This window comes from Pseudanabaena sp. PCC 6802 (assembly GCF_000332175.1).
Classification (GTDB): domain Bacteria; phylum Cyanobacteriota; class Cyanobacteriia; order Pseudanabaenales; family Pseudanabaenaceae; genus PCC-6802.
Map to the genome: position 1 here is coordinate 3,940,179 of NZ_KB235914.1, position 23,585 is coordinate 3,963,763.

24 protein-coding genes and 2 pseudogenes are annotated in these 23,585 nt (G+C 48.1%); 23 read left to right on the forward strand and 3 right to left on the reverse strand.

Annotation, left to right across the window (positions count from 1 at the left end; all coding sequences use genetic code 11):
• The first annotated feature begins 323 nt into the window (after positions 1–323).
• Genes PSE6802_RS0124220 through PSE6802_RS0124235 form a run of 4 tightly spaced genes read left to right on the forward strand, consistent with a single transcriptional unit; the run spans position 324 to position 3,742 of the window.
• Positions 324–1,286 carry a phosphate/phosphite/phosphonate ABC transporter substrate-binding protein gene (locus tag PSE6802_RS0124220; RefSeq protein ID WP_019502598.1) on the forward strand — a complete coding sequence of 321 codons (963 nt, stop codon included), beginning with the start codon at positions 324–326 and terminating at the stop codon, positions 1,284–1,286.
• Between the two features lie 22 nt (positions 1,287–1,308).
• Positions 1,309–2,064 carry a phosphonate ABC transporter ATP-binding protein gene (locus PSE6802_RS0124225; protein ID WP_026103525.1) on the forward strand — a complete coding sequence of 252 codons (756 nt, stop codon included), beginning with the start codon at positions 1,309–1,311 and terminating at the stop codon, positions 2,062–2,064.
• Complete coding sequence (gene phnE / locus PSE6802_RS0124230) at positions 2,061–2,876, forward strand: phosphonate ABC transporter, permease protein PhnE (protein WP_019502600.1); 816 nt, start codon at positions 2,061–2,063, stop codon at positions 2,874–2,876. The genes PSE6802_RS0124225 and phnE overlap by 4 nt, the downstream gene beginning before the upstream one ends.
• Before the next feature lie 32 nt (positions 2,877–2,908).
• Complete coding sequence (locus PSE6802_RS0124235) at positions 2,909–3,742, forward strand: carbohydrate ABC transporter permease (RefSeq protein ID WP_019502601.1); 834 nt, start codon at positions 2,909–2,911, stop codon at positions 3,740–3,742.
• Here the strand turns inward: PSE6802_RS0124235 and PSE6802_RS0124240 are convergent.
• Complete coding sequence (locus PSE6802_RS0124240) at positions 3,705–4,172, reverse strand: GIY-YIG nuclease family protein (protein WP_019502602.1); 468 nt, start codon at positions 4,170–4,172, stop codon at positions 3,705–3,707. The genes PSE6802_RS0124235 and PSE6802_RS0124240 overlap by 38 nt on opposite strands.
• A gap of 211 nt (positions 4,173–4,383) precedes the next feature.
• Between PSE6802_RS0124240 and PSE6802_RS0124245 the strand changes: the two genes are divergently transcribed.
• The 7 genes from PSE6802_RS0124245 (at position 4,384) to PSE6802_RS0124275 (ending at position 11,063) form a co-directional block, all read left to right on the forward strand.
• Entirely contained in the window at positions 4,384–4,698 is a 315-nt protein-coding gene (locus PSE6802_RS0124245) for a muconolactone Delta-isomerase (protein ID WP_019502603.1), read from the forward strand.
• A gap of 167 nt (positions 4,699–4,865) precedes the next feature.
• Complete coding sequence (locus PSE6802_RS30205; protein WP_051050599.1) at positions 4,866–5,516, forward strand: Uma2 family endonuclease; 651 nt, start codon at positions 4,866–4,868, stop codon at positions 5,514–5,516.
• Positions 5,513–7,387, forward strand: coding sequence for a sensor histidine kinase (locus PSE6802_RS0124255; RefSeq protein WP_019502604.1), 1,875 nt, complete (start codon positions 5,513–5,515; stop codon positions 7,385–7,387). Before PSE6802_RS30205 ends, PSE6802_RS0124255 begins: the two co-directional genes overlap by 4 nt.
• A gap of 100 nt (positions 7,388–7,487) precedes the next feature.
• Entirely contained in the window at positions 7,488–8,549 is a 1,062-nt protein-coding gene (locus tag PSE6802_RS0124260) for an ABC transporter ATP-binding protein (protein WP_019502605.1), read from the forward strand.
• 3 nt (positions 8,550–8,552) lie between these two features.
• The gene (locus PSE6802_RS0124265) at positions 8,553–9,479 is read left to right on the forward strand and encodes a substrate-binding periplasmic protein (protein WP_019502606.1); all 927 of its coding nucleotides are present in this window, start codon (positions 8,553–8,555) and stop codon (positions 9,477–9,479) included.
• Positions 9,398–10,294 carry a J domain-containing protein gene (locus PSE6802_RS0124270; protein ID WP_019502607.1) on the forward strand — a complete coding sequence of 299 codons (897 nt, stop codon included), beginning with the start codon at positions 9,398–9,400 and terminating at the stop codon, positions 10,292–10,294. Before PSE6802_RS0124265 ends, PSE6802_RS0124270 begins: the two co-directional genes overlap by 82 nt.
• Positions 10,251–11,063, forward strand: coding sequence for a hypothetical protein (locus PSE6802_RS0124275; protein ID WP_156815647.1), 813 nt, complete (start codon positions 10,251–10,253; stop codon positions 11,061–11,063). The genes PSE6802_RS0124270 and PSE6802_RS0124275 overlap by 44 nt, the downstream gene beginning before the upstream one ends.
• 303 nt (positions 11,064–11,366) lie before the next feature.
• Here PSE6802_RS0124275 and PSE6802_RS0124280 read toward each other — a convergent pair whose 3' ends face one another.
• Positions 11,367–12,638 carry a glycosyltransferase family protein gene (locus tag PSE6802_RS0124280; RefSeq protein ID WP_019502609.1) on the reverse strand — a complete coding sequence of 424 codons (1,272 nt, stop codon included), beginning with the start codon at positions 12,636–12,638 and terminating at the stop codon, positions 11,367–11,369.
• Between the two features lie 91 nt (positions 12,639–12,729).
• On the opposite strand from PSE6802_RS0124280, the gene btpA reads away from it, so the two are divergent.
• The 12 genes and pseudogenes from btpA (at position 12,730) to PSE6802_RS0124335 (ending at position 22,552) form a co-directional block, all read left to right on the forward strand.
• A complete protein-coding gene (btpA, locus tag PSE6802_RS0124285) occupies positions 12,730–13,605 on the forward strand; it encodes a photosystem I biogenesis protein BtpA (RefSeq protein WP_019502610.1) in 876 nt (291 codons plus the stop codon).
• A gap of 55 nt (positions 13,606–13,660) precedes the next feature.
• Positions 13,661–14,554, forward strand: a complete 894-nt coding sequence (locus PSE6802_RS0124290; protein ID WP_019502611.1) for a vitamin K epoxide reductase family protein — start codon at positions 13,661–13,663, stop codon at positions 14,552–14,554.
• A gap of 52 nt (positions 14,555–14,606) precedes the next feature.
• The gene (locus tag PSE6802_RS30210; protein ID WP_019502612.1) at positions 14,607–14,879 is read left to right on the forward strand and encodes a hypothetical protein; all 273 of its coding nucleotides are present in this window, start codon (positions 14,607–14,609) and stop codon (positions 14,877–14,879) included.
• Positions 14,880–15,255: 376 nt separating this feature from the next.
• Complete coding sequence (locus PSE6802_RS0124300; RefSeq protein WP_019502613.1) at positions 15,256–16,173, forward strand: EthD domain-containing protein; 918 nt, start codon at positions 15,256–15,258, stop codon at positions 16,171–16,173.
• 62 nt (positions 16,174–16,235) lie between these two features.
• Positions 16,236–16,571, forward strand: a pseudogene (locus PSE6802_RS36005) (carboxymuconolactone decarboxylase family protein); the annotation flags it as partial.
• Between the two features lie 102 nt (positions 16,572–16,673).
• Positions 16,674–16,946: pseudogene (locus tag PSE6802_RS36010) on the forward strand (carboxymuconolactone decarboxylase family protein); the annotation flags it as partial.
• Between the two features lie 80 nt (positions 16,947–17,026).
• The gene (locus tag PSE6802_RS0124310) at positions 17,027–18,211 is read left to right on the forward strand and encodes a low temperature requirement protein A (protein ID WP_019502615.1); all 1,185 of its coding nucleotides are present in this window, start codon (positions 17,027–17,029) and stop codon (positions 18,209–18,211) included.
• Positions 18,212–18,472: 261 nt separating this feature from the next.
• Positions 18,473–19,039: a hypothetical protein gene (locus PSE6802_RS0124315; RefSeq protein ID WP_019502616.1), complete on the forward strand. Its 567-nt coding sequence runs from the start codon at positions 18,473–18,475 to the stop codon at positions 19,037–19,039.
• Positions 19,040–19,203: 164 nt separating this feature from the next.
• Positions 19,204–19,815 (forward strand): DJ-1/PfpI family protein, encoded by a 612-nt coding sequence (locus tag PSE6802_RS0124320; RefSeq protein ID WP_019502617.1) that lies wholly within the window; start codon positions 19,204–19,206, stop codon positions 19,813–19,815.
• Between the two features lie 96 nt (positions 19,816–19,911).
• Complete coding sequence (locus tag PSE6802_RS0124325) at positions 19,912–20,850, forward strand: DUF5602 domain-containing protein (RefSeq protein ID WP_019502618.1); 939 nt, start codon at positions 19,912–19,914, stop codon at positions 20,848–20,850.
• Positions 20,851–21,115: 265 nt separating this feature from the next.
• Positions 21,116–21,634 carry a GNAT family N-acetyltransferase gene (locus PSE6802_RS0124330; RefSeq protein WP_019502619.1) on the forward strand — a complete coding sequence of 173 codons (519 nt, stop codon included), beginning with the start codon at positions 21,116–21,118 and terminating at the stop codon, positions 21,632–21,634.
• Between the two features lie 81 nt (positions 21,635–21,715).
• A complete protein-coding gene (locus PSE6802_RS0124335) occupies positions 21,716–22,552 on the forward strand; it encodes a Cof-type HAD-IIB family hydrolase (protein WP_019502620.1) in 837 nt (278 codons plus the stop codon).
• A 71-nt stretch (positions 22,553–22,623) separates the two neighbouring features.
• Here PSE6802_RS0124335 and PSE6802_RS0124340 read toward each other — a convergent pair whose 3' ends face one another.
• Complete coding sequence (locus tag PSE6802_RS0124340) at positions 22,624–23,463, reverse strand: SWIM zinc finger family protein (RefSeq protein ID WP_019502621.1); 840 nt, start codon at positions 23,461–23,463, stop codon at positions 22,624–22,626.
• Between the last annotated feature and the right edge of the window lie 122 nt (positions 23,464–23,585).

Here is a 23,585-nt window from a genome sequence, read left to right on the forward strand (position 1 = left end):
AGATTGCTATGGGTTTTCCAGACTCGCTGAATTTCCTTGAGTATAGATCCACCCTTACTAACCAGCTCTCAACCAATTGGGGCAATCATGGGGAGATTGCCCCTACAATTATCGGCATATTTTTTCATGGCAATCTCCTAAATCCCCATTACTGCAAAAATCTTGAGACAACTGCATGGGGGTACCCATATAAATACTTCATAAATTTGACTAGCTATTTGAGAATTACTACTAATAGGCTAGACAAAAGAATGATTTTAATGCAAACTATAGTAGTTATTTTTATTTAACTTTTGTAGCGTCCGGTAAGTTTAGGGTAATTAATGTTTTCACGAAAATTAGTACTGGGTCTTGGTGCGACAACTGCGGCACTAGGCAGTTTGGCTTTTTATTTAACATCAAATACATCGCAAGCAACTACAGAACTGGGTCAAACACCGCAAATAGTGGCTCAGGGTTCCCTCAAAAGCATCAAAATTGCATTCGCCAGTCGATCTGATTCTACCGACCTGCAAAATAAAGCAAATCGGGTGGCACAACTGCTCTCCAAGGAAATGGGAATGCCAGTGGAAGCCACGATCGCTGCTGAAACTGCGGCTGTAGAAGCGCTAAAAACTAATCGAGTTCAGGTTGCATTTGTAGCAGGTCGCGGAGCGCTAAAAGCCGAACAATTAGCAAAAGCTCGCATGTATTTAGCAGAGGTTCGCCCCAATTATTCAGGTAGACATACTTACAGATCTGTGTTTGTTGTAGCCAAAAATAGCCCTCTGAAGTCAGGCAACAGCAAGCAGACCTTGGCACAGCTACGCGGGAAGAAAGTGGCATTTGCCTCTCCTACATCCGGTTCTGGCTTTATATTCCCCACCGCTGAGTTGGTAAAAAATAACTTTGTGCCCAATCGCGATCGCCTCAAAGATTTCTTTGGCAGTGTTTTTTTTGGCGATGGTTACAGTAGCGCCTTGCAACAGGTCTTGCGAGGTCAAGCTGACGTAGCTGCCGTATCGGAATATGCGGTTGCTCCTCCCTACGTCAAAGCCGATGAAGTACAGAAGCTGCGAGTTCTGTACTCCATTCCTAACGTACCAGCTCACGGTATAGTGATTGATGACAGCGTACCTGCGGCAACAAGGGATAAACTGATTAATGCTTTCCTCAAGTTAAATCAACCCGCTAACAATAAAATGCTTAAGGATCTATATAACTCAACCGAGCTAGTCAAGGTCGATCATAATAGCCATCTAGCTCCTATCCGCGATGCATTAAAACTTGCTGGGTTTGAGCCATAAGTTAGTGCCAGAAGTCATTTCAGTGCCAGATCCTATTATTGACTGCTGCGATGTGGAAACTGCTTATATCCCCACATTGCAGCGTCCGATTTTGTGCGGCATTAACTGTCAGATTCAGCGGGGTGAGTTTGTGGGTTTGCTAGGACTAAATGGAGCAGGCAAGTCCACCCTTCTCAGAGCCTTATTAGGTCTGGTACCCTTACAAAAAGGGAGCATACATATTCAAGGAGTTGCGGTCGCGCCCCGCACCTTAGCCGCAAGTAGGCAAGGCGTGGGTGTGCTATTTCAGGGCGGTGGACTAATTCCCCAGTTGTCGGCGTTGGAGAATGTTTTGTGCGGGCGCTTGGGAACGCTGTCAACATGGCAAACATTGTGGGGATTTAGCCGCAGCGATCGCCGCCTCGCTCTCAGCCTCTTGGCCCAATTCGGCTTACTAGAGCAGGCATACCAAAGAACTAGTCAACTAAGCGGCGGGCAACGACAACGGGTAGCGATCGCCCGCACCTTGATCCAATCTCCCCAAATTCTCCTAGTCGACGAACCGACCGCAGGTTTAGATATCGGTGCTACCCAACAGGTGATGGAGATTCTGTCGGATTTAAATCGCGATCGGGGCATCACTACGATCGCGGTCTTGCACGATCTCTCATTGGTAAAAGAATACGCGCAACGAGCGATTATCCTGGAACAGGGGCAAGTGAAGTACGATGGTTCCTGTAGCAATGTATCCACTCAATTTTCCAGAATTGGAATTAATTTGAATCAGACTACTTTATGAGAAAACAAATCTCAAATGTAAAGAAGCAGATAGGGAGATTTTGGTATCGCTACCCTTGGTTTGGGCGCATCTTTATCTTAGGGATTCTGATTCTAGTGTATGGGTGGGCGTTTCAAGGCTTAAAGTTAGACTTAGAGGCTTTGAACGGAAGCATTCCCTTCATGCAGGATTTCCTTTCCCGCCTATTCCCACCCGATTGGAGCGTGTTGGATCTAGCTGTGAAGTCGCTAATCGAGACCGTTCAGATATCCCTATGGGGAACGACAATTGGAGCGGTGTTGTCTCTACCAATAGCGATCGTGTCTGCAAAGAATCTAGCACCCAGGTGGTTGCGCTGGATGGCAAATCTACTGCAAAATGCAGTTCGCTCCGTGCCATCGATTGTCTTGGGGCTGTTTTTCGTGTCGGCAACCGGCTTGGGAGCACCTGCAGGTACGCTAGCACTCAGTATCTATACAATTGGTTACCTGGCTAAGTTTTATCAAGAATCAATTGAATCAGTCGATCGAGACTCCCTTGAATCTCTAAAGGTAATTGGAGCCTCAAGCCTGCAGATTGCTCAGTATGGTGTCATCCCACAGGTTTTGCCGCTGATGTTGGGATATACATTATGGATGTTTGAGTATAATATCCGCGCTGCCTCTGTTTTAGGGGTAGTTGGCGCTGGTGGTATAGGTTTTGAACTCGTGAATTACATCAGGAGCTTTGAATATACAAAAGCTACTACAATGATTCTGGTGCTGTTAGTTGTAGTCACGGCGATTGATTTCTTAAGCAGCCAACTGCGCGATCGCCTTGAGGCAAAATACTAAAGGCGATCCTAAAGAAGTAAGGATGCATCGTAATGGCGAACAAAGTACTGCAAAAGCAAGCCATCCTATCATTAATCCTGGCGATCGCCCTCAGCATCGGCGCGATCGCGCTTCTGCTGCCTCTCATTTTTGTCCTAATTACCTCTTTCGCCACGGCAGATTTCAAGCCCTTAGATAGTTTGTTACCTAAAACCTGGACGGGAGATAATTATGCGAGAGCCTGGGCGCAGGGGGAATTCCTGCTGGCATTTGCTAATTCGACTCTGGTGGCGATCGCCGTTACTGCTTGCCAGATCGTAACTTCTGCCCTAGCTGGCTATGCCCTCGCTCGGTTAAATTTTCGCGGTCGTAATGGCATCCTGCTGTTTGTGCTAGCGACTTTAATCGTGCCATTTCAGTTATTGGTAATACCAATTTTCCTGGTATTGAAATGGGGACATCTGGTCAACACCTACGCTGCCTTAATTTTGCCTACCGCTGCCAATGGCTTTGGCATTTTTCTATTGCGACAGTATATCCAAACTATTCCCATCCAGTTAGAAGAAGCAGCAATTATCGATGGTGCTAATCGCTGGCAAGTGCTGTGGCGCATCGTTTTACCCCTCACCCGTCCGGCTCTGGTTACCCTGTTTCTCTTTACGTTCATCGGTGAATGGAATGACTTGTTTAAACCCCTCGTATTTACAACCCGCCCGGAATTGAAGACAGTACAACTGACACTGGCGGGATTCCAAGAACAATTTACCGCCGACTGGCCGTTATTAATGGCTGCGGTGGCGATCGCGACCATTCCGATTGTGGTGCTATTTTTAATCGGTCAGCGCCAGTTTATTCGCGGCGTAGCAGCAGCCGGGATAAAAAATTGATCGATACCTCCCAAAGATGCCGCCCTGCACTAGAGCGAGCGTAGTTGAATGCGTATATTGCCAGAATAGCTAGTAATACTAACAAAATCAGATTCAAAATTAGCCCGATCCACACCAACAGGAAATGGCGGATTAAACCATAAAATTCCGGTACGGGACTGTTATTCCAAGGTGGCTGACAGCGCTGAATTTCCGCTCTCTCGTAGTCGTCAATTTTACTGGCGGGCATGGTTTTGTAGTGCAGCCGCCCAAATGGCAAGATTTTGAACTGGTTGTACCTTTGATGATTTTTGCGCCAGCGACGGCGGAGATTGGTAGCTTTGCCAATATAAAATAAACGCCAGAGTGCCGTGACATAGTAAATTCCTGCCACTTCTGGTAGTTCGTGCAGTTTTGCGATCGCTTTAGAGGGCAGAAAAAAAATGCGCACAAGTTTGCAAATGCGGCCTGCAAAGGTCGTTTAATTTTAGTCTAGGATCGTTTAACTTTGATGAAAACGAGAAGGGGGTTTGGGGGCAATGCCCCCAAGAAGGGGTGGAACCCCTTCACCCTGTCAATAAAACCCGTTCTCAAGTGAAAACCGCTATAGCTATAGAATAAATACCTAACAAAATATCGATTGAATTAGAATAACTCAGATAATGCTGTACCACTTAGATTTTCAAGTTGAATATGCGGCTGATATGTCGCAACAAGATTTATTCACCATCTGGGTAGAAGAAGCTGACGCTGCTCTTGGAGCTAAACAAAAAGGAATTGTTGTCGATCTATGGAAGTGCGTCGGGATGCGTCGGGTAATTGCTATCGTCGATGTTGCCTCCCCCGATGTACTCGACCAAATCCTCCTCGATCTACCGATTATGAAAAAAATGGGTCAGCACGTTCGCGTGCAAGTGACATCATTAAGGCGTTACGAAGACTTTGCCGCCGATCTCCGCGAACGCATTGACACTTAAACATATCGTGCATTTATAGCTATAGCCAATAGGCTTAGGACGGGGTGCAGGGGTTCCACCCCTGCGTGGGGGCTGCGCCCCCACACCCCCTGTCCTAACAGATCTGTCTACGGCTATAGATACTGGGCATTCGCTAAGATATATAAGGGTCATCGTGTTTAATAACTATGGTTATTGCCAACTTGCCATCACCGTTAACTATCCTTGAGAATGGCGATCGCCTCAATCGTAAAGAATTCGAGCGCCGCTATGCCGCTTCAAATATCAAAAAGGCCGAACTAATCGAAGGAATCGTGCACGTGGCATCTGCCTTGCGCTTTATTTCCCATGCTAAACCCCACGGACAATTATTTGGTTGGCTGGCAGCCTATCAATCCATGACCGCTGGATTAGAAATTGGCATAGAACCAACTGTCCGTCTCGACAATGATAACGAGCCTCAACCCGATGTCGTGCTCTTCCGTTTGGGAGGCAATGCTCGAATTGATGCTGATGGTTACATTACAGGCGCGCCAGAACTGATTGCCGAAATTGCTGCCAGTACAGTTTCCTACGACCTGCACAGCAAAAAACGCGCCTACGAACGCAATGGCGTGAAAGAATATATTGTCTGGCGTACGTTAGATCGGGAAATCGATTGGTTTGTTTTGGAAGACGGCATATACCAGAATTTAGAACCTGACTCAGAGGGAGTTATCTATAGCCGAGAATTTGCTGGGTTGGGTTTAAACGTGCAGGCGATTTTGGGTAATGATTATGTTATCAGTCCTCAAGACACTACAAATTGCTATGGCGAGCCAGTAAAGTCAATATTGTGAAGGCAGGTTTTCTCAAAAAAATTCAGTGGAGTTTCAAAAACTGGCAGCAGTTTGCTCTGCCTGGTTTAAGCATCGTAGGTTTAGTTGTCCTGGTACGTTTGTCTGGGGCGTTGCAGATGCTGGAATGGGGCGCGTTCGATCGCTTCATGCGCTACCGCCCCATCGAACCAGTCGATCGACGGGTGGTAATTGTTGGGGTCACGGAAGAAGATATTCGCCACGTTGGCTATCCCGTGCCAGATGGAGAATTGGCGCAATTAATTACCAAACTCAACAGCTACAAACCAAGGGCGATCGGTTTAGATATTTTCCGCGACCTGCCCGTACAGCCCGGTGAGGCGGAATTGGTTAAGATATTCAAAACTACCAGGAATGTCATTGGGATCGAGAAATCGATCTTGCCCGATGCGCAAAACTCGATAGTTAATCCCCCACCAGAACTACCAACTACACAGGTGGGTTTTGCCGATGTGATTCTCGATCGCGATGGCAATGTCCGCCGCAGCTTAATTGCCAGCCCCAGGCTCAATGGTGGCTATCAGTTTTCCCTGGGGCTGCGCTTGGCAGAAGCCTACCTCAAAGCTGAGGGCATCGAGATCGATAACGGCATTAAGGATAAAAATGCGATTCGATTTGGCACGGTAGAGTTCCCTCGCTTGCAACCCCATGATGGCGGTTATATTGGCGTTGATGCGGGGGGCAATCAAATTTTGATGAACTGGCGAAGCGGTCAAAAAAGATTCCCCATGTTCTCTCTCAAGGATATTAAAACCAATAATTTCAATGCGGATGCCATTCGCGATCGCATCGTGATTATTGGCATGGTCGCTGCCAGTGTTAAAGATACGCTCACCGCTCCAGCGGTTAACGAGGATCTCGTCGAAGGAGTGGAATATCAAGCCCATAGCACCAGCCAGATTATTAGTGCTGTTCTAGACGGGCGATCGCTATTGCAGGTATTACCTGATGCCTGGGAATACGTATTGATTATTTTCTGGGGTGGTGCGGGCATTGCGATCGGGAATATCCGCCGCCGCACAAATACGCCAGCTCAGGAACGCGATTCCCCCATTCCCAACTTACTGATGATGACAGCAATTACCATTAGCCTGGTTGCGGGCTGCTATGGGTTGTTGTTACTGGGTTGGTGGGTGCCAGTCATACCGACCATATTTGCCTTTGTCGGTGCGGGGCTGGTAACGCGCTATATCCAGGACTTGCGATCGCTGATCGAGCAAAGACAACTAATGCTAGAGCAGCGGCAGAATACGCTCGACGATGCCTTTAATGCGTTGCACAACGGCCCCTTGCAAACTCTAGCTGGCATCCTCAGCTCCCTCAGGACCGATGGATTGGAGCCACAGGTAATAGGAGTCAAACTAGAAAGTTTAGATCGAGAGTTACGGCAAGTCTATGAGTCCCTGCGCCCGGAACGGCTGGCAAAACAGGGAGCAGCCCCGCTACACGAATTGCTTTATGAGGTATATCACAATACCCTGCAACGGGATTTTGCTGGTTTTAAGGGACTGAAGATCAAACTACCAAATATCAACCCTGTCGAAGACTTTTACTTGACTGCCGAACACAAGCACGAACTGAGCCTGTTCCTGGAGGAAGCTCTCTGTAACGTTGGCAAACACGCTCGGGATGCCACGCAACTAAGGGTTATCTGCAAGCAGGAAAATGGTTGGTGCAGTTTGCGGGTGGTCGATAACGGCGCTGGCATCAGTCCCACCCAAACGATCGTAGAACAAGGAGGCACCAAACTTGCCAAAAGCCTTGCCAAAAAGCTAGGCGGTAGTTTCACGCGATCGCCAAATACCCCCAAAGGCACGATTTGCGAGCTAACCTGGCCAGTTGGTAAAACTTAGCCGCGAGATTTCAGAGGTCGATCGGCAGCTAGTTAGAAAATCTAGCTTACAATTAAGGCTGAGATTTGAGACTTCAGTTGACCGTACCTTGTGACAAAATATGACGACCGCTACTCAGACCACGACAGGTGATGCTTCAGATGCGATCGCGGTTAGCGCTGAGAATCTGAGTAAAACCTATCGGACTGGCTTTTGGCTCAATCAAAAGGTTAACTCCCTCCAAGACTGCACGCTGGTGGTCAAAGCAGGCGAGACATTTGGTTTGCTCGGTCCAAATGGTGCTGGTAAAACTACTTTGTTAAAGTTGCTGCTGGGGATCGTGCAACCAACATCCGGCACTGGTAAGCTGCTCGGTAGTGAAATTGGTAATCTCGACAGTAAAAACCGCATCGGCTACCTACCCGAAAATGCCTACTACTACGATTACCTCACAGGGTGGGAACTACTAGAGTTTATTGGTAGCCTGTTTGGCATATCCCCATCCACCCGCAGACAGCGCATTGCGGATTTATTAGATCTGGTGGGACTATCGCAGGCATCAGCGCGCAAAAAGCAACTACGACAATACTCCAAAGGAATGGTGCAGCGGATTGGTCTGGCACAGGCTTTAATTAACAATCCCGATTTAGTGTTTTTAGACGAACCGATGTCAGGATTAGATCCGGTGGGACGCTACCAAATTCGTGAAATAATTCTGATGCTAAAAAAGCAAGGTAAAACCGTATTTTTCAACAGCCATATTCTTTCGGATGTGGAAATTATTTGCGATCGTATTGGTATCCTCAACAGAGGCAAGCTGGTTGCCATCGGTTCGCTTAACCAGCTCCTCGGCACCGAGCAGTCATATCAAGTACGAGGACACGGCGGTTCGCAGGTACAGTTAGAACCCTGGCTGCAACACTTGGAATTTCAAGGAGATTCCTGGCACGGTCAGTTGACTTCGGATCCCAGCCAGTTCATGGGTTTTATCAAGGAGATCGGCGCTCAGATTACTAACCTGCACCTGTCAAGACAGTCGTTGGAGGAGTTTTTTATGGAACGCATCGGTCATCAGGGGGGATTTGCTTCTCAGGATATGGCTGGTCTCGCCGATGACGATAACGGTCGCGATCGCAAACTCAAGAAAGACAGAAAAAACAACCAGGCGAGGGCAAAGCTCTAAAATATGGCAACGCTTACTGGGGGATGGCGATCGCTATTACTGGATATAGCTTTGACGGTGGGGATTTATAGTATAGCGCTGCTAAATCCTGGCGCGATGGCACCGCTCCTATCCATTCCACCTGCTCATGCAGATAGCAGCCTTGCAAATGTCACGCGTCGGGGACATTTGCGTGTAGGCATTGACGCTTCTGTAGGCGGTGCCTATATGTTCTGGAATCCCAAGACCCAATATTACGATGGCTTTGAGTGGGAGATCGCCCAGAAGATTGCTGAAAAACTGAACGTAGAATTGAGGCCGATCAATATCCCATGGAACGGTCAACCAGAGCAACTGGCAGCTAGACAGATCGATCTGATTTTGAGCGCCAGAGAGCAAGGTGGATTGGATGGCGGTCGCTATAAAGATCGGTTTGTCGAAACCGCGCCATACTACATAAGTTCGCAACGTATTCTCGTACGCAAAGATAGTAGTAAAATTTCAACACTGCGTAACTTAATTGGTAAACGAGTTGGTGTCGTAGCTAACAGTGGCGGAGCCGCAGTTATAGAAACATACAATAAGAATCGGGGTAACGCGATTCGTGTATTTTCTTCCCGCGATCTCAATCGCGTGCTGGCAAAATTACGCGATCGCCAGCTAGATGCTATGCTTCTGGACGAGCCGGTGGCAATGTGGCAGATTACCAACAATTCTAGTTTTACAGTTGTGGGGGAACCTTTCTTGCCAATTGGCCTGGTTGCGATCCTCAACAAAGACGATCGATCTCTTTACAAAGAAGTGGATCGAGCGATATATCAAATTAAACAAGAGGGTACACTAGAAGCAATACTCAGGAGGTGGAAGTTGTGGGACAGCCAGAAGTCCTTGGAATCAGTCGGGGGATCGCCAGTTATAAGGTCGACGATCATTATGCTGTTCTGGGCGTAGCAATTAATACTGACGCCACGCAAATCAGGAGAAAGTTTCTCAAAATAGCCAAGATCCTGCATCCAGATGTGGCAGCTTACAGTCCTACCGAAAAGGAATTGGCTACCAAATACTTTGCCAAGCTAGTTAGTCCAGCTTATCAAATTCTGACCGACGATCGCGAACGGGCAGAGTACTTTATTGCCCTCCGCCACCTGGCTCAAGCACTCAAGCAAACCTCTGCCAAACTCGATCTGCAATCCGAATTGGCACGACAGTTTTTGCAGAATCCACATCCATCTAACTATCTCAAAGCAGTGAGCGAAATTGCGAATATGCAATATCGTTCTTTAGACAAGTTTCTGGACTACTCTGCCGATTTGAGCGAACTTAACCTGGTCTATCTCATGACTCAGGAAAACATCTTCCAGACTGCCAGGAGCACGTCTTACGGTCAAGCCTCAGAAGATGAAACTATAGTTCAGGATCCTAACCAACTGAAAGTAGAGCGCGGCATGCAGCTAGCCGAGATGTACATTGGTAAGAAGCTGTGGACTGAAGCAATGGCAGAGTTAAAAACTCTGACTAAACTGGCTCCAAATAATAGTAAAGCTCATGCGTTGATGGGGGTGGTGTATACAAATCAGAATTTAGCTGTGATGGCTAAAACCTGCTTCCAAAAAGCACTGAGTCTCGATCCTAAAAACCAGATCGCGCTCAAATATATGAACCAGCCCGGCGGCGCTCAGCCAAAGGCAGCTTCAGGATCGGCAAAACAACCACCTAAGAAAGATGAAAAGAAAGGCGGCGGCTGGTTTGGTTGGGGTAAAAAGTAGCATTTTCCATCGTCGTTCGCTCCGACAGCGTTTCCGTTCGGCTTTGAGCAGTACGTGCGTATTATTGCCGCCACTAGCAGCTAACCATTTACCTAGCTCGATCGAGGCGGTAATTTTAGATCGCTCTCAAGATACTAAGGAGCCAGTGCTCCGAACCGTAAGCGCGATCGCCATCGGGCTATGGCAACATCAAGATCTAAACGCACTGTCTCGCTACTTTTCGTATCTCGAAGATCAGATCGTAGCTCTTCTCATTGCTGTAGCCTGCCGCGATGCTTTAAGTCCTAAAAGCGCGATCGCCGAGATCGAAGATTTCCTGAGCGATCGCTTTCGCTGGAGTTCCGATCGTCAAGACGAGATCGCCCTATTGTCACATCAACTCGATCTGGTGCGTACTTTAGTCGATCGCGGGGCTAGCGGTGCGATCGCCCAGTCCGCACTAATTTCCTCAAGTCAGGACGATCGTGCCATGAATGGCAAAATAAACATTGCTTATGGTCTATACTGCTGGCTCAGTACGCCGTATAACTGGCAGCTTGCCGTATCCCGCGCCCAGCAGGTACGGCCAGAATTAGGAGTAGCGATCGGAGCGATCGCCGCTGCCCACAACGGCAATCTACCACCAGGCGATACAGGTGCCATAGAAACAGGCACGATCCTGGGCGATCGGCTACTGGCTGCCTGGGCAGGGGTCATAAATTGGCAACACCCCGACCCAGATTTTTATGCCACGATTACCGCCCCAGATATTTTGGGGAAAAGATTCTAGTAATCGCTCTGCCAGCATGCTATAGCGGTTTTCAGATGAAAACGAGAAGGGGGTTTGGGGGCGTTGCCCCCAAGAAGGGGAGGCAGGGCGATCTTGGGGGTTCCCCGCTAGAGCCACTGCCGTGTGGAACCCCTGCGCCCCGTCAATAAACACGACTTGGAAGGTTAACACTTGGATATAGGGTTGAAACCCAGCATTTCCGTTAAAGAGGCGAAAATGCCCACGCTCTAAACCCCATATTTGGCAAGACTTTCAAAATAACCTTCCAAGTCGTGAATAAAACCTGTTCTCAATTGAAAAACGCTATAAGCAGGGTTTGGTATTACTAGAGATCGCTTTAATCGCCATATCGGCAATTTTGGCAGCGGCTCCTGGCTGCCCGCAGACGGCACGGAGGCGATCGCGCATGTGCTGTAATTTTTCGGGATGCTCTAAAAAGTCAATAACCATTTCTGCCACGCCATCCGGTGTCAGGTTACCCACCAGTTCCGGCACGATTTGTTCGCCTGCCCAAATATTCGGCCAGGCTAATAAATTCAAGCGATCGAGCATAATGCGATTGATAATTTTGGCGATCGCGCTGCCAACTCCGGGCAAATTAGCCAGAATCCCCAGGATGCCGTCCCAACTACGCATGGCATCGAGTTGATTCGTAGGCAATAAGACCAGCATGGGTACCCCCAAAGCTGCTAGCTCAGCCGTATTTGCCCCCACAGTTGTAATGCAAAGTTCGCATCGTTTCAGAAAGTCATATGCTGGGAACTCCTGGTTAATTGGTATTTCATTTCCTGCCTGAGTCCGCAGCACGTAAAGCGATCCTGACTCCACCAGCTCGGCAGTTGTCCCCTGCACCAGAGCGATGACGGGATTGGGTTGGGCAAATTTGGCGAGATACTGTGGTGTAATCGTTGGTGCCAGAGCGATCGCCACATCTACATGCGGCATTTTCTGGCGTAATAAATCGCAGATCGCCAGACATAAAGGTACGCCTTGACTGAGTTTCATAGACTTAGATCCAGGCATAAATACAATCGATCGCCTTGATTTAGGTTCATTATTCCGATCGTCGGCAACCTCAGAGCGATCGACCATCAAGTCCCCCACAATCTCGCTCTTGTGGCGAAATCTGGCGGGAATGCGGTTGTGTACGCTCTCGTTGCGGACGGCAAAACGATCGATCCAACTCGCCCAGCGCGCTTCCCATTCCGCATAAACAATCGTGCTGTAGCCCAGGCGCTTACCGATCGCGACCGGAAAGATCTGATCGCCACCCAAAAAAATTACGACCCCCCGCTCGTGCCAATCCCAATTAGGCTCAGGTGTTTTACCCCATAGTAAGAATTGCCAAAAGCGATCGGGAGCTAGCACTCGATCTACGCCGGGATATTTGCTGGCGATCGCGGCCTCCTGGCCGCTGGCATTGGTACAGGGCGACAAAACAACGGAGATACGTATATTTAAGCTATTTAAACTGTCATTTACTCTCCTCGCCAACTCGCGCAAAACAGGATATACCCATGTTGTTAGCTCGCCTGGGGCATTGGAAAGAATGACAAGATCGGCGAAGTTATCCATAAAACCAGTCTAGATCTAAACTTTGCGTACCTAATTCAGGGTAAAGTAATAGCAAGCAATTGCCCTTTTCTTAACGCTAAGAAACAAGCATGTGGTTTTGAGCCAATTATTCGACAAACCGAAACCAATTATCGGTGTAGTTCACCTGCTACCGCTACCAACTTCACCACGTTGGGCGGGTAGTTTTAAAGAGGTGATCGACCGCGCTGAGCAAGAAGCAACTGCCCTAGCGGCTGGTGGCGTGCAAGGCATTTTAATTGAAAATTTCTTTGATGCTCCCTTCACTAAGGGTAGTGTCGATCCTGCCATTGTCAGCGTCATGAGCCTGGTCGTGCAGCGCGTAATTCAAATGGTAGATCTGCCCGTTGGCATCAATGTCTTGCGTAATGACGGGCGTAGTGCCATGGCGATCGCCGCCTGCGTTGGAGCGCAGTTTATTCGCGTTAATGTTTTAACCGGCGTGATGGCAACGGATCAGGGCATCATCGAAGGCGATGCCTATAATTTATTGCGCTATCGCCGCGAGTTGGGTTGCGATGTCAAAATTTTTGCAGATGTCCTCGTAAAACATGCCCAGCCTTTATCTCAGCCTAATTTAACCCTGGCAATCCAGGATACAATTCATCGCGGTCTGGCGGATGCGATCGTACTATCCGGCTGGTCTACGGGCGATCCCCCACAGTCAGAGGCACTCCGAGAAGCGATCGCTGCCTGTGGCGGCACGCCTATGCTGATCGGCTCCGGTGCCAATTGGGAGAATATTTCGCAACTGATTGAATATGCTGACGGTGTAATTGTCTCTAGCTCGCTCAAGCGGCATGGTAAGTTGCAGCTACCGATCGATCCAATTCGAGTAAGTCGTTTTGTGGAGTCGATGCGTTTAGCATTGGATGGCTCGGATAATGCCACAAAAGCTAATGCTAAACTAGGCGAAAAATTAAGTCATACTTCTTTGCCAGTTGGGTAAATTAGGTATTAATATTCACCCAGATTGGAACTAGCACTTTACATCTGCAAACCCTATGCGACAACTGAGACAACGCTCTGAGCCATGGATTTTCCGTTGGGCAAGGCCGCTAATCGTAGCGATCGCTCTCTTTGGTGCAGCGCTCACCACCTACCTCACAATTACCCACTTTGCTGGTAGTGGTCCCGCTCTTTGTACTACTCAAGGGGAGGGTTGTGACTTAGTTCTAAATAGTGAATATGCCAAGGTATTTGGTATACCACTGACGATTTTTGGTGCTTTGGGCTATCTGACTTTAGGCGGTTTAGCCGCTGCCCCTTTCCTGCTAGCTAAAAAAGATGATGTTAAAGCCAGGGACAAGCTAAAGAAACAGACAGCTTTTCTGCTGTTCCTGGTGTCAACTGCCACCTTTGTTTTTAGCGGTTACTTGATGTATCTGCTCGCTTTTGTCATCAAAGATGCCAACGGTCAAGCTGCTTTCTGCGTTTATTGCGTGACCTCTGCGGTCAACATGACAGCAATCTGGCTGCTTAACCTATTCGGTCACGACTGGGAAGACAGCGGTCAGTTATTTTTCACGGGTTTGATTGTGGGCGTGCTGGTCATAGTTGGCGCGGCAGGTCTGTACTCCTTCCAAAGCAAGTTAGCGGCACAGAATCAAACCTTTGCAGGTAGATTAGTCCAGCATTTTAGATCGACAAACACTAAGATGTATGGGGCTTTCTGGTGTCCCCATTGCCGCGATCAAAAAGTGCTATTTGGCGATGCCGCCAAACAAATTCCCTATGTAGAATGCGATCCCAGAGGCGAAAACCCGCAACCAAAGCTGTGCCAAGACAAGCAGATCAAGAGTTTCCCAACCTGGGAGTTTAACAACCAGTTATATGAGGGCCAAAAAACTTTAGATCAATTAGCCGATCTCACAGGTTACAAAGGGGCAAGAAATTAACAGCCATAGCAAGCCTGCGCTTGTAAAGATACTAGCCTGTTATAATGGCCCTATGAGCGAACCTACCAACCAGGACATCAAAGATTTAATTCTTGCCTTAGACAAGCAGATAGATAACCTCGACCAAAAAGTCGAGGTACAGCTTGTTGAAATCAAAGGTGAAATCAAGCGTATTGAAGAAAAACTTGAAGCAAAGATTGAAGGTGTTGAAGCAAAGATTGAAGGCCTTAAGAATACACTAGAAGCAAAGCTTGATGGTCTTGATAAACGACTAGGCAATGAGGAAATTATCAGTCGCGGTGCGCATTTACTGTCGCGATCGTAGGTGCGCTAGCAGGTATGGTCAAATATTTGTTTTTCTCTAAGATTTGAGCGCTAACACAGATATACGTATAGCCGTAGACAGATCTGTTATGACAGGGGGTGTGGGGGCACAGCCCCCACGCAGGGGTAGAACCCCTGCACCCCGTCCTAAGCCTAGTGGCTACAGCTATAGGTATATGTTTGGCATCCTGCAAATCTTCACAAGATCTTAAGCTGAACGATCGCGCAGACTAGGTACATTCATAATAATTCTGTATTTTTGCCATAGCGTCCCTAAAATCATGACATTTTTGGCGAGGTGCAATTGCGCCTTTAGGGGAGTGGGGGTAAATTGCCAGAACTTTGGATAAATCTAGCCTGGAATAAAGAGGGAAATTGTGAGAAAAGACGATTTTTCAGCACGAGACGCAGAGGGTAAGGTTGTCTTCTATGTACCTCTATGGAAGCGGAAGGGGATAAGCCAGGAGCTATTTGATGACTACTGGAGAAACGTACACGGGCCAGTCTGTGCCAGACTGCCAGGACAATATCAATACTGGCAATTCCATGTTGACCATAACGATGGGGGGATATGGCCGACCATTGATGGGATTCAGTACAGTTGCGATCCCGAGGATCAATTTGATGGCATTGCCGAATTAACCTTTAAGTCCGTTGAAGATCGCAACACCTGGTTTAAAGCCGCAGCGATTCTGATGGATGACGAGCACAATATCTTCAGCAAAGCGATCGGCTACAACACCAGCATTGGGAACTCTAAAACCTTTGTCGATGGAGTGCCGATCGGCGATCCCAACGATCGCGCCGACTACGAGTTGGTAAGGCTGTTTGTCCTGCTCAAAAAACAAAATGACATCAGCGTGGAAGCATTCCGCAGCTATTTGTTCGATAAATTTGCTCCCACAGTGGGGCAAGATCGAAACTTGCTCAAGCTGCGCGTGCATCAATTTGAGGAGGTGGATAATTCCCGTCCTCCTGCGGCTGGTGTCGATCACGGTGAAGCTCCCGAGAAGAACTATCAAGGGGCGCTTGAGGTGGCCTTTAGCGATCGCCTGCACATGGAGAGATTTTTTGCCTCATCGGAATATCAATCGACGATTGCGGATCAACCTCGGTACATTAAGCAGCTTTGCACGTTCCCCTGTCGTGCTACCTACACGTTTGTCTATGACGGCAAGATGACCTTAGCCGGTCAGCGCAGCTCGACTGTCGCGCAGCTAATAACGAGCATTGGGGCTGTGAATCAGCTCCAGGATGATATCTCGCAATTGATGTTATATCAAAAACTGTCCTGAGCGCGTCAAAGCAGCACTTAGAACGGATGTAGACAAAATATCTAGCCTTTAGAGGAGATGTAATGGCTTACAAAAATGCGGTTTTAGATGATGAGGATTTGAAGGCTGCTTTAATGGGCATCAATCCTAAGTTTGGTGACTTTTGTATCCGTGCTGCGGGAGAAGCTTGGGGGCTGCCTCTAATTTCTCAGAAGACAAAAGCCCTGATTACGATCGCAATTGATGTAGTTAACCAGGATCAAGTCGGTACGGGGAATCCATTTGGCGCTCATGTCACTATGGCGATCAAGCAGGGTGCAACCCGCGACGAGGTAGAAGAAGTTCTATTGTTTGCCTGCATCTACGCAGGCTTTAATAAGGCCGCAGGCTGTTTCGGCACCTTAAACGATATCCTCGGCCCTTCAACTGAAAAGCTAGAACACGGCATTATCTATAACAAAAATGCCTTGAGCGATACTGGTTTAAAAGAAAGCTTGGCGGAACTTCATCCCCAGTTTGGCGATCTATTTTACCGACTGGCTTCCGAAGCTTGGGGGCTGCCGATTATTAGCATTAAAGATAAGGCATTTTTAGCGATCGCCATTGATATCGCCAACCAGGATAAATCATCTGGAGTTGTCGATCCCTTTGTGAAGCACACTGAAATTGCGGCCAGGCATGGAGCCACCCGCGCCGAAATTGAAGAGCTAATCACCTTTACCTGCGTCTATACAGGCTTCAACAAGGGAGTCAGTTTCTTTGCTGCCCTCCAGGGGATTCCCAACTTAGTATGAGTTTGCTAGACGCTTGTCATGCCCAAACAAGCACCCACAATCTAATCTCCCAACTATAAACTTAGAGAAGGAAAAGCGCTGTGAAGCACCTATGGCAACCGCCAAAACTGCGCGTTAGCGAGGAGGATGGTGAAGAGAGACATGCAACGTGGCTGGAGTTATTCTACGATCTAGTGTTTGTCGTGGTTATAGCTCAGCTCGCCCACCATCTCAAAGATCATCCTTCTGCGGCTGGGTTCACTGAGTTTGCCGTTGTGTTCGTACCCGTCTGGTGGTCTTGGGTAGGTACGACTTTTTACGCAACTCGCTTCGACACGGATGATACGCTGCATCGCGTGCTTACTGTGATCCAAATGTCGGCGATCGCCGCGATGGCAGTAAATATTCATAAGGGAATGGATTATGCCTCAGTTGGATTTGCGCTGTCGTACGTAATCGTGCGAGGCATTCTGGTGATTCAGTACCTGGTGGCGGGGCAGCATATTGCGATCGCGCGACCGTTAACCAATAGATATGCTAAGGGATTCGGTCTGGCTGCCGCAATCTGGGCGCTATCAACGCTTGTATCGATTCCGTGGCGTTTTGGCATGTGGTGCCTGGGTATGGTCATAGACTTTGCCACTCCCATCGGGGCTGGCAAACTGCACGGTCAGATTGCCCCCCACGCTTCCCATCTACCGGAGAGATTCGGACTATTTACGCTGATCGTCCTGGGGGAATCAATCGTTGCCGTGGTAGGCGGTCTGGCTGCCCAAAAGTGGGAATTTGCTGCCATTGTCGCGGGCGTACTGGGACTTTGCATTGCAGCTAGCGTATGGTGGGTCTACTTCGACAATCTAGACGGTTCGGCAATCCGATCGGCTCGTTTAGGGCAGGTGGGAACGTATCAAATATGGCTATATGCCCATTTGCCCCTAGTCGCCAGTTTGACAGCAATGGGGGTAGGGATGCAAAAGCTACTGTCTGGTAATATGTCAGCGGCATTACCAGATGAGAACCGCTGGCTTCTCTGTTTGGCACTAGCAATTTGCTACGCTGCTTTGGGGTTTATCCACTTGAGTACCGATGCTGGAAGCCTGCGTCGCAGTCAGACTCAGGCGCTGGAGAGATTCAGCGCGGCAATTCTATTATCGTTAATCGCCTGGTTGGGATGGAATCTCTCACCTCTAACCTTAATGTTCCTTCTAGCCGCTATTTGTATTTCGCAAGTCGTGCTAGCTCACTTTGGCATGCATCATATCAAACCGGAAGAAATCGGTGAGTAGGTAGTCGTTAGTGACTAAATCCAGTGTTTTTTATTAAGGAAGGGTAAAGTTCCATGCCTGTTGACTATATTAATAACTGATGTTACGCGGAATCCTCATCTCTTTTAAACTGCACGCACCTTTACACATAAGGGTCGCAGGGGCACAGCCCCCGCCCTGGTTTTGTTCCCCTCTCCCTCAGGGAGAGGGGTTAGGGGTGAGGGTTTCAGGATCTTCCGCGCAAGGTGAGCTAATAATTTCGTAAATTAAGGAGATTGGGAAATGAAAAAAAGAACTAACTACTATAAAGACCTGGCGGCTGACTACTCTAAACCTGGTCTTGTCTCTGATGACATGAAGAAAAAACTACTTGAGGATGCGGCAAAATTTATCGCGCTCAAGGAAGCAACTTTGCCTCAAATTGGTCCAGACTATACCCCCGAACAGATTGAGAAGGAAAATAAGGAATGGTGGCCGACTCACTGCGAGGCGCTCAGGCAGGGTAGAGGCGACCTCCTGACAGGGGAATACAGAGAGGATCTCGTCTATTTTTGTCAGGATGGCCCCTATTATGGCTTGAACGAGCAAAAAGAGCGTGAAAAACATTGGTGGGCGCTGATTGCCCAGCCCAACGTAACGATGTGTTGGCCGATCGTGATGTTTTGGTCGGAGTTCGTGCATTTTGAGTGGCATTGTATGGATGACGAAACGAATGAGGCGATCGCGAAGGGAACGGTGTCTTGGGTGCGTCGAGGGCATCGTGGCGCTTGTTACTACAAGAGCGAGCAACTGACTTTCTATCGCGATGTCTTTGCTGAGCCAGAGTTACTGACATTGATTACTACATAGGAAAGGAAATACCGATCGATTTCCCTGTGGTTGGCACCATTGTTTGAGGGCAGGCACAGGAGCACTGCCCCCTGCGATTATCGGTATATTCTTGTATAGAAACCCTTCAAAAAGTCTCGGTTAACATCAGTCAATAATACTTATTTGGGAACGGGAGAGCCTGTATGACTGCATCTAAAGGAAAGATCGGTGTAATTATTGAGGATCACTTCGATCAAACAGAATTCAAAATGTTCAATGACTATTTCCCAAAACAGGGATATGAAGTTGAATATATTTCTCATCTGTGGGGACAACCAGAACTGCATTTCGGCGCTAACCCCGATGATGGTGACTATGTCAATGTGGAAAAAGTCACGGTTACCAAAGAAATTAATGATGTCAATCCCGACGACTATAAAGGATTTATCTGTATTGGTGCCTATGCAATGGATCGGCTGCGCTATCAGACCAATCTCAAAAAAGGACAAAAGAATCAAGCTCCTGCCGTGGCATTCCTCAGAAAGGTGATTGACAATCAAAATCTCAGACTTGGTACTATTTGTCATAGTCTGTGGCTATTCTGTGCTGATTCAGATTTGATTAAGGGACGGAAAGTGACTTGCGCCCACAATATTGTGTGTGATGTCGAGAATGCTGGTGCGGAGGTAATCTACGATGGTGATGCTACGGCTAATTTGGTGATTGACGGCAACCTTGTATCAGCGAAGCATCCAGGTGTAACTCAGGAATTCATGGAAGCTTACATTAAAGAGATTGAATCTATAGGTAATTAATTAGCCATCAGCTATTAGCTATCAACTGACAGCTAACTGCTAAAAGCCAATTTTTAATTCGCATGATTCTCCCAAATTAAGTTTAAGGAAGTGAATATGGGAAGTATAAAGAGAGCATTTTGGTCGTTATTTCTGGCGATCGCCCTTGTGGCTGGGTTAGGGTTCTTTACCATACCCGAGCAAGCTATGGCCGATGATCGCGCGATCGCACCGATTATACCTGATCGACAAGGTATCTACGTGGCACAGGCGTTGCAAGCAGGAGAGCGCCTGGTCAAGGGAGAAGAGAAAAAAATCGGGGACGGCACCGTTCGTACCTGGGTGAAATTAGGCAAAGATAATAAACCTGTCAGTATTGGAGTCACCATGACAGAAGGTGGATTGTACGGTCTGCCAGACGATCCCGATACCGGCAGGGAAAAAGGCCAAGAAGCAACAAAGCTTCAACTACTCGATCGAATCGGTCATTACACTTTCGAGAACGAGCTGATGTTTCCAAAAGAAGCTGCTCCATTCATTCATATGGGATACAACTGGAATCCCTACGGTCACTGGCCGCAGGCAGTTTTTACAGAACCCCACTATGATGTCCATTTCTATATGGAAACGCCAAAATATCGGTATGAGATTGCTAAGGCTAACTATAAGGATGTCTTGAAGGGACATAAAAAGCTACCCCCTGAGTTTGTGCCCAAAGGGTACGATATTGCCTACGGTACTTTAGAACCGCGTATGGGTATCCACTGGGCAAACTTTAGCTCGCCGGAATTAAACCCTGGTAAGTTCAATAAGATTTTCCTGTTTGGTTCCTTCGATGGCAAAATGCTGTTTTGGGAACCGATGATTACGCGGAGGTTTTTGCTGGAAAAGCCAACCAATTACTCTGAGGCTATTTCTCAACCAGCAGCATATCCGAAGGGCGGCTACTATCCGATGTCCTATAGCGTTAAGTACGACAGCGATCGCAAAGAATTTGATATCTCTCTCGACGATCTAGTTTACAGAGAAGGTACAGAGGTGGCCGCAGCTCGATAGATCGGGTTCCTAATCTGAAAACGCGAGATTTTGCCCCCTAACTCCTAAATTGGGATAAGCTATACGGCACCCAAATGCATAGGATCTAGGGGGAGCCGATTCCAAATCCTGGGTTGCCAACTCCCTTTTACTTGAAGTCCGCCTGCGCGGACTTTGTTTGTGTAGCGGCAACTTCCAGTCGCCAGGCAATCTTAGGTGGTTAATCAATAAAGATACTCTAGCAGTTTCCCCCGATCGCAATTTATCCCGAACTGAGGAATTCTTTATGAATCCAGTTATTGAAACAGAGCGCATGATTCTTTCTCCTGTATCTGCAAGCGATGCCAGCGAACTTCATCGAATATGGATACAACCTGCCGTCCGTAAATATCTATGCGACGATCTAATTTGGCCGCTGAATCAAATACAAAGTACGGTCGAACAAAGCGCGATCGCCTTCCAGGAAGGTCGCTATGGCATGTGGATTGCCAGGTTAAAAAGTCAGGAAGCCATGGTAGGTTTTACCGGGTTTTGGCCGTTTTTCGATCCCCCTGACATTCAGTTAATCTATGGTTTGGCAAGCGCGAATTGGGGTAAAGGCTTAGCAACAGAAATGGGGCAAGCCATGCTAGACTATGGCTTTCAAACCTATGGCTTTGCGAGAATCCGCGCCAGTTGCAACGTGCCGAATACGGCATCGATCGCCGTGATGGAACGTCTAGGAATGACATTTCTAAAACAAGAAGCGATCGACGGGCAAGAAATTATTTTCTATGAGGCGCAAAAGACCGCCTCTGCGAAGTAGATTGGTAGCAGGCGAAACCAGGGTGCGATCGCACGATCTACTACACTATGTGGGTAGTAATTTTTAATTCTTAAACTTGAGATGGGTCAAGCAATTCGGTTAGTAGTCCTGGATATCGACGGTACGATCAACGGTGACTCCAATCAGGTCAGAGAACCAGTCAAGCAGGCGATCCTCGCTGCTCAAGCAAAAGGCGTGAAGGTCGCGATCGCCACTGGACGCATGTATCGTTCCGCCCTGCGATTTCATGGCGATATCAGGTCAAATGCACCGCTGATTTCCTACCAAGGCGCGCTGATTAAAGATCCGCAAACCGAAGAGTTAGTCGGCCACTGGCCAGTAGATCTAGAATATGCCCTGTCTCTCATCGATGATTTTGCCGAATACGCTGATACGGGCAAGCTATCCGTTCATCTCTACATTAACGACGAACTGTACGTACGCCAAATTACTGCCCAAACAATGGCTTACGCCCAGCGTTCCAATGTTGAAGCGATTCCAGTAGGAGATCTGCGGCAGTTTCTGATAGAGCAAGCACCTGCAAATCCCCCCACTAAAGTACTCGCCCTCAGCGACGATCCCGACTTAATTACCATGCTATTGATCTCGCTCAAACAGCGCTATACACCAGGACAACTCTACCTGACCAAATCAGTCGCCACCTTCTTTGAAGCCACCAACCCGATCGCGAATAAAGGCACGGCAGTAAAGCATTTAGCCGAAAACATTCTCGGCCTCGATCGCGACGAAGTCATGGCCGTAGGCGATAACTTTAACGACCTGGAAATGATCGAGTATGCAGGCATTGGGGTAGCAATGGGTAACGCCCCTCAAGGTTTAAAGGAGCGGTCGGATTGGGTGGCACCGGATGTCGATGCCGATGGTGCGGCAGCGGCGATCGCCAGGTTTGTCCTGTAGGGATATATAGCGGTTTTCAGATCGAAAAGAGTAGGGAGTTTGGGAGCGTTTTGTTGTGTTTGGGCAATCTCCTAAATCACACCTTTATTCTTTGTTTTAACCCGCACGTACAACTCTTCCATGGCTTCGATGAATGAATTGTCTCGATGCCAAAAAGCGGGAAAGTCACCCTGCTTTTTGATGGCGATCGCGGAAACGCCAGAATGAGACGGAATCTCAAGATTTTGGGGCAATCGCTTTCGTCCCTGCCAAAATTCTTTCATGCTGGGAGTCGATGTCATAGGAGCAGTTTTGGGTTGCGTGTAATAGGAAGCCGCAGGTTCTGGCAACGCGGATTGTTTGGTAAGTTCTGCGGATAGGACTCTGCCCAGTGGTGACTTTGCTAATTCGGCCTGGAGTTCTGTTTTTGACAAGCCGCGCAACTCAAATAATAGAAATGGATCTCGATCTAGCTCTGTGGACAGGCGGTAGCAAAGTCCGGCGATGTGCTTGCAGGGGTTGGAATAGTCGGGGCAGGAACATTCCGTTTGGAAGTCTTTGCGACTATAGGGCAGCAGTTGCTTGCCAACTTCGCGAAAGCTCTCCTCGATATTATCTGGAACTTCATTCAGCAGGAGTTTGGCTACTATACTCGCTTTAGAGGACATGCGTTGGATTATCTGCGACCAGTCCTTACTAGCAATGGGATTTAGCTCGATCTGAGTGTGATATTTTGGTTCTTTGTAAACGCCGAAGTAGGGGTTGACATTACCCCGAATCGTGGCCGTAACTTTGCCATTATCGATATCGAATTTTAAAATGCGGCTGGGTCCAGCATAGGAACGACCGCGTTGCAATCTACCAGAATCGGTAAAGGATTCTAAGGCGGTGATGAATTTTTGTCCCCACCAGGTGCGACTGAATTTTGCCATATGGGTTACCTCGATTTGTGTTTGGGCGATAGGAGTTGGGGGTTAGGGGTTGGGGTTGGGGGTTGGGGGGCGGAACGCAGGGGTTTAGCATTTGTCATGAATTCTTGTGTTTGATGCCAAGA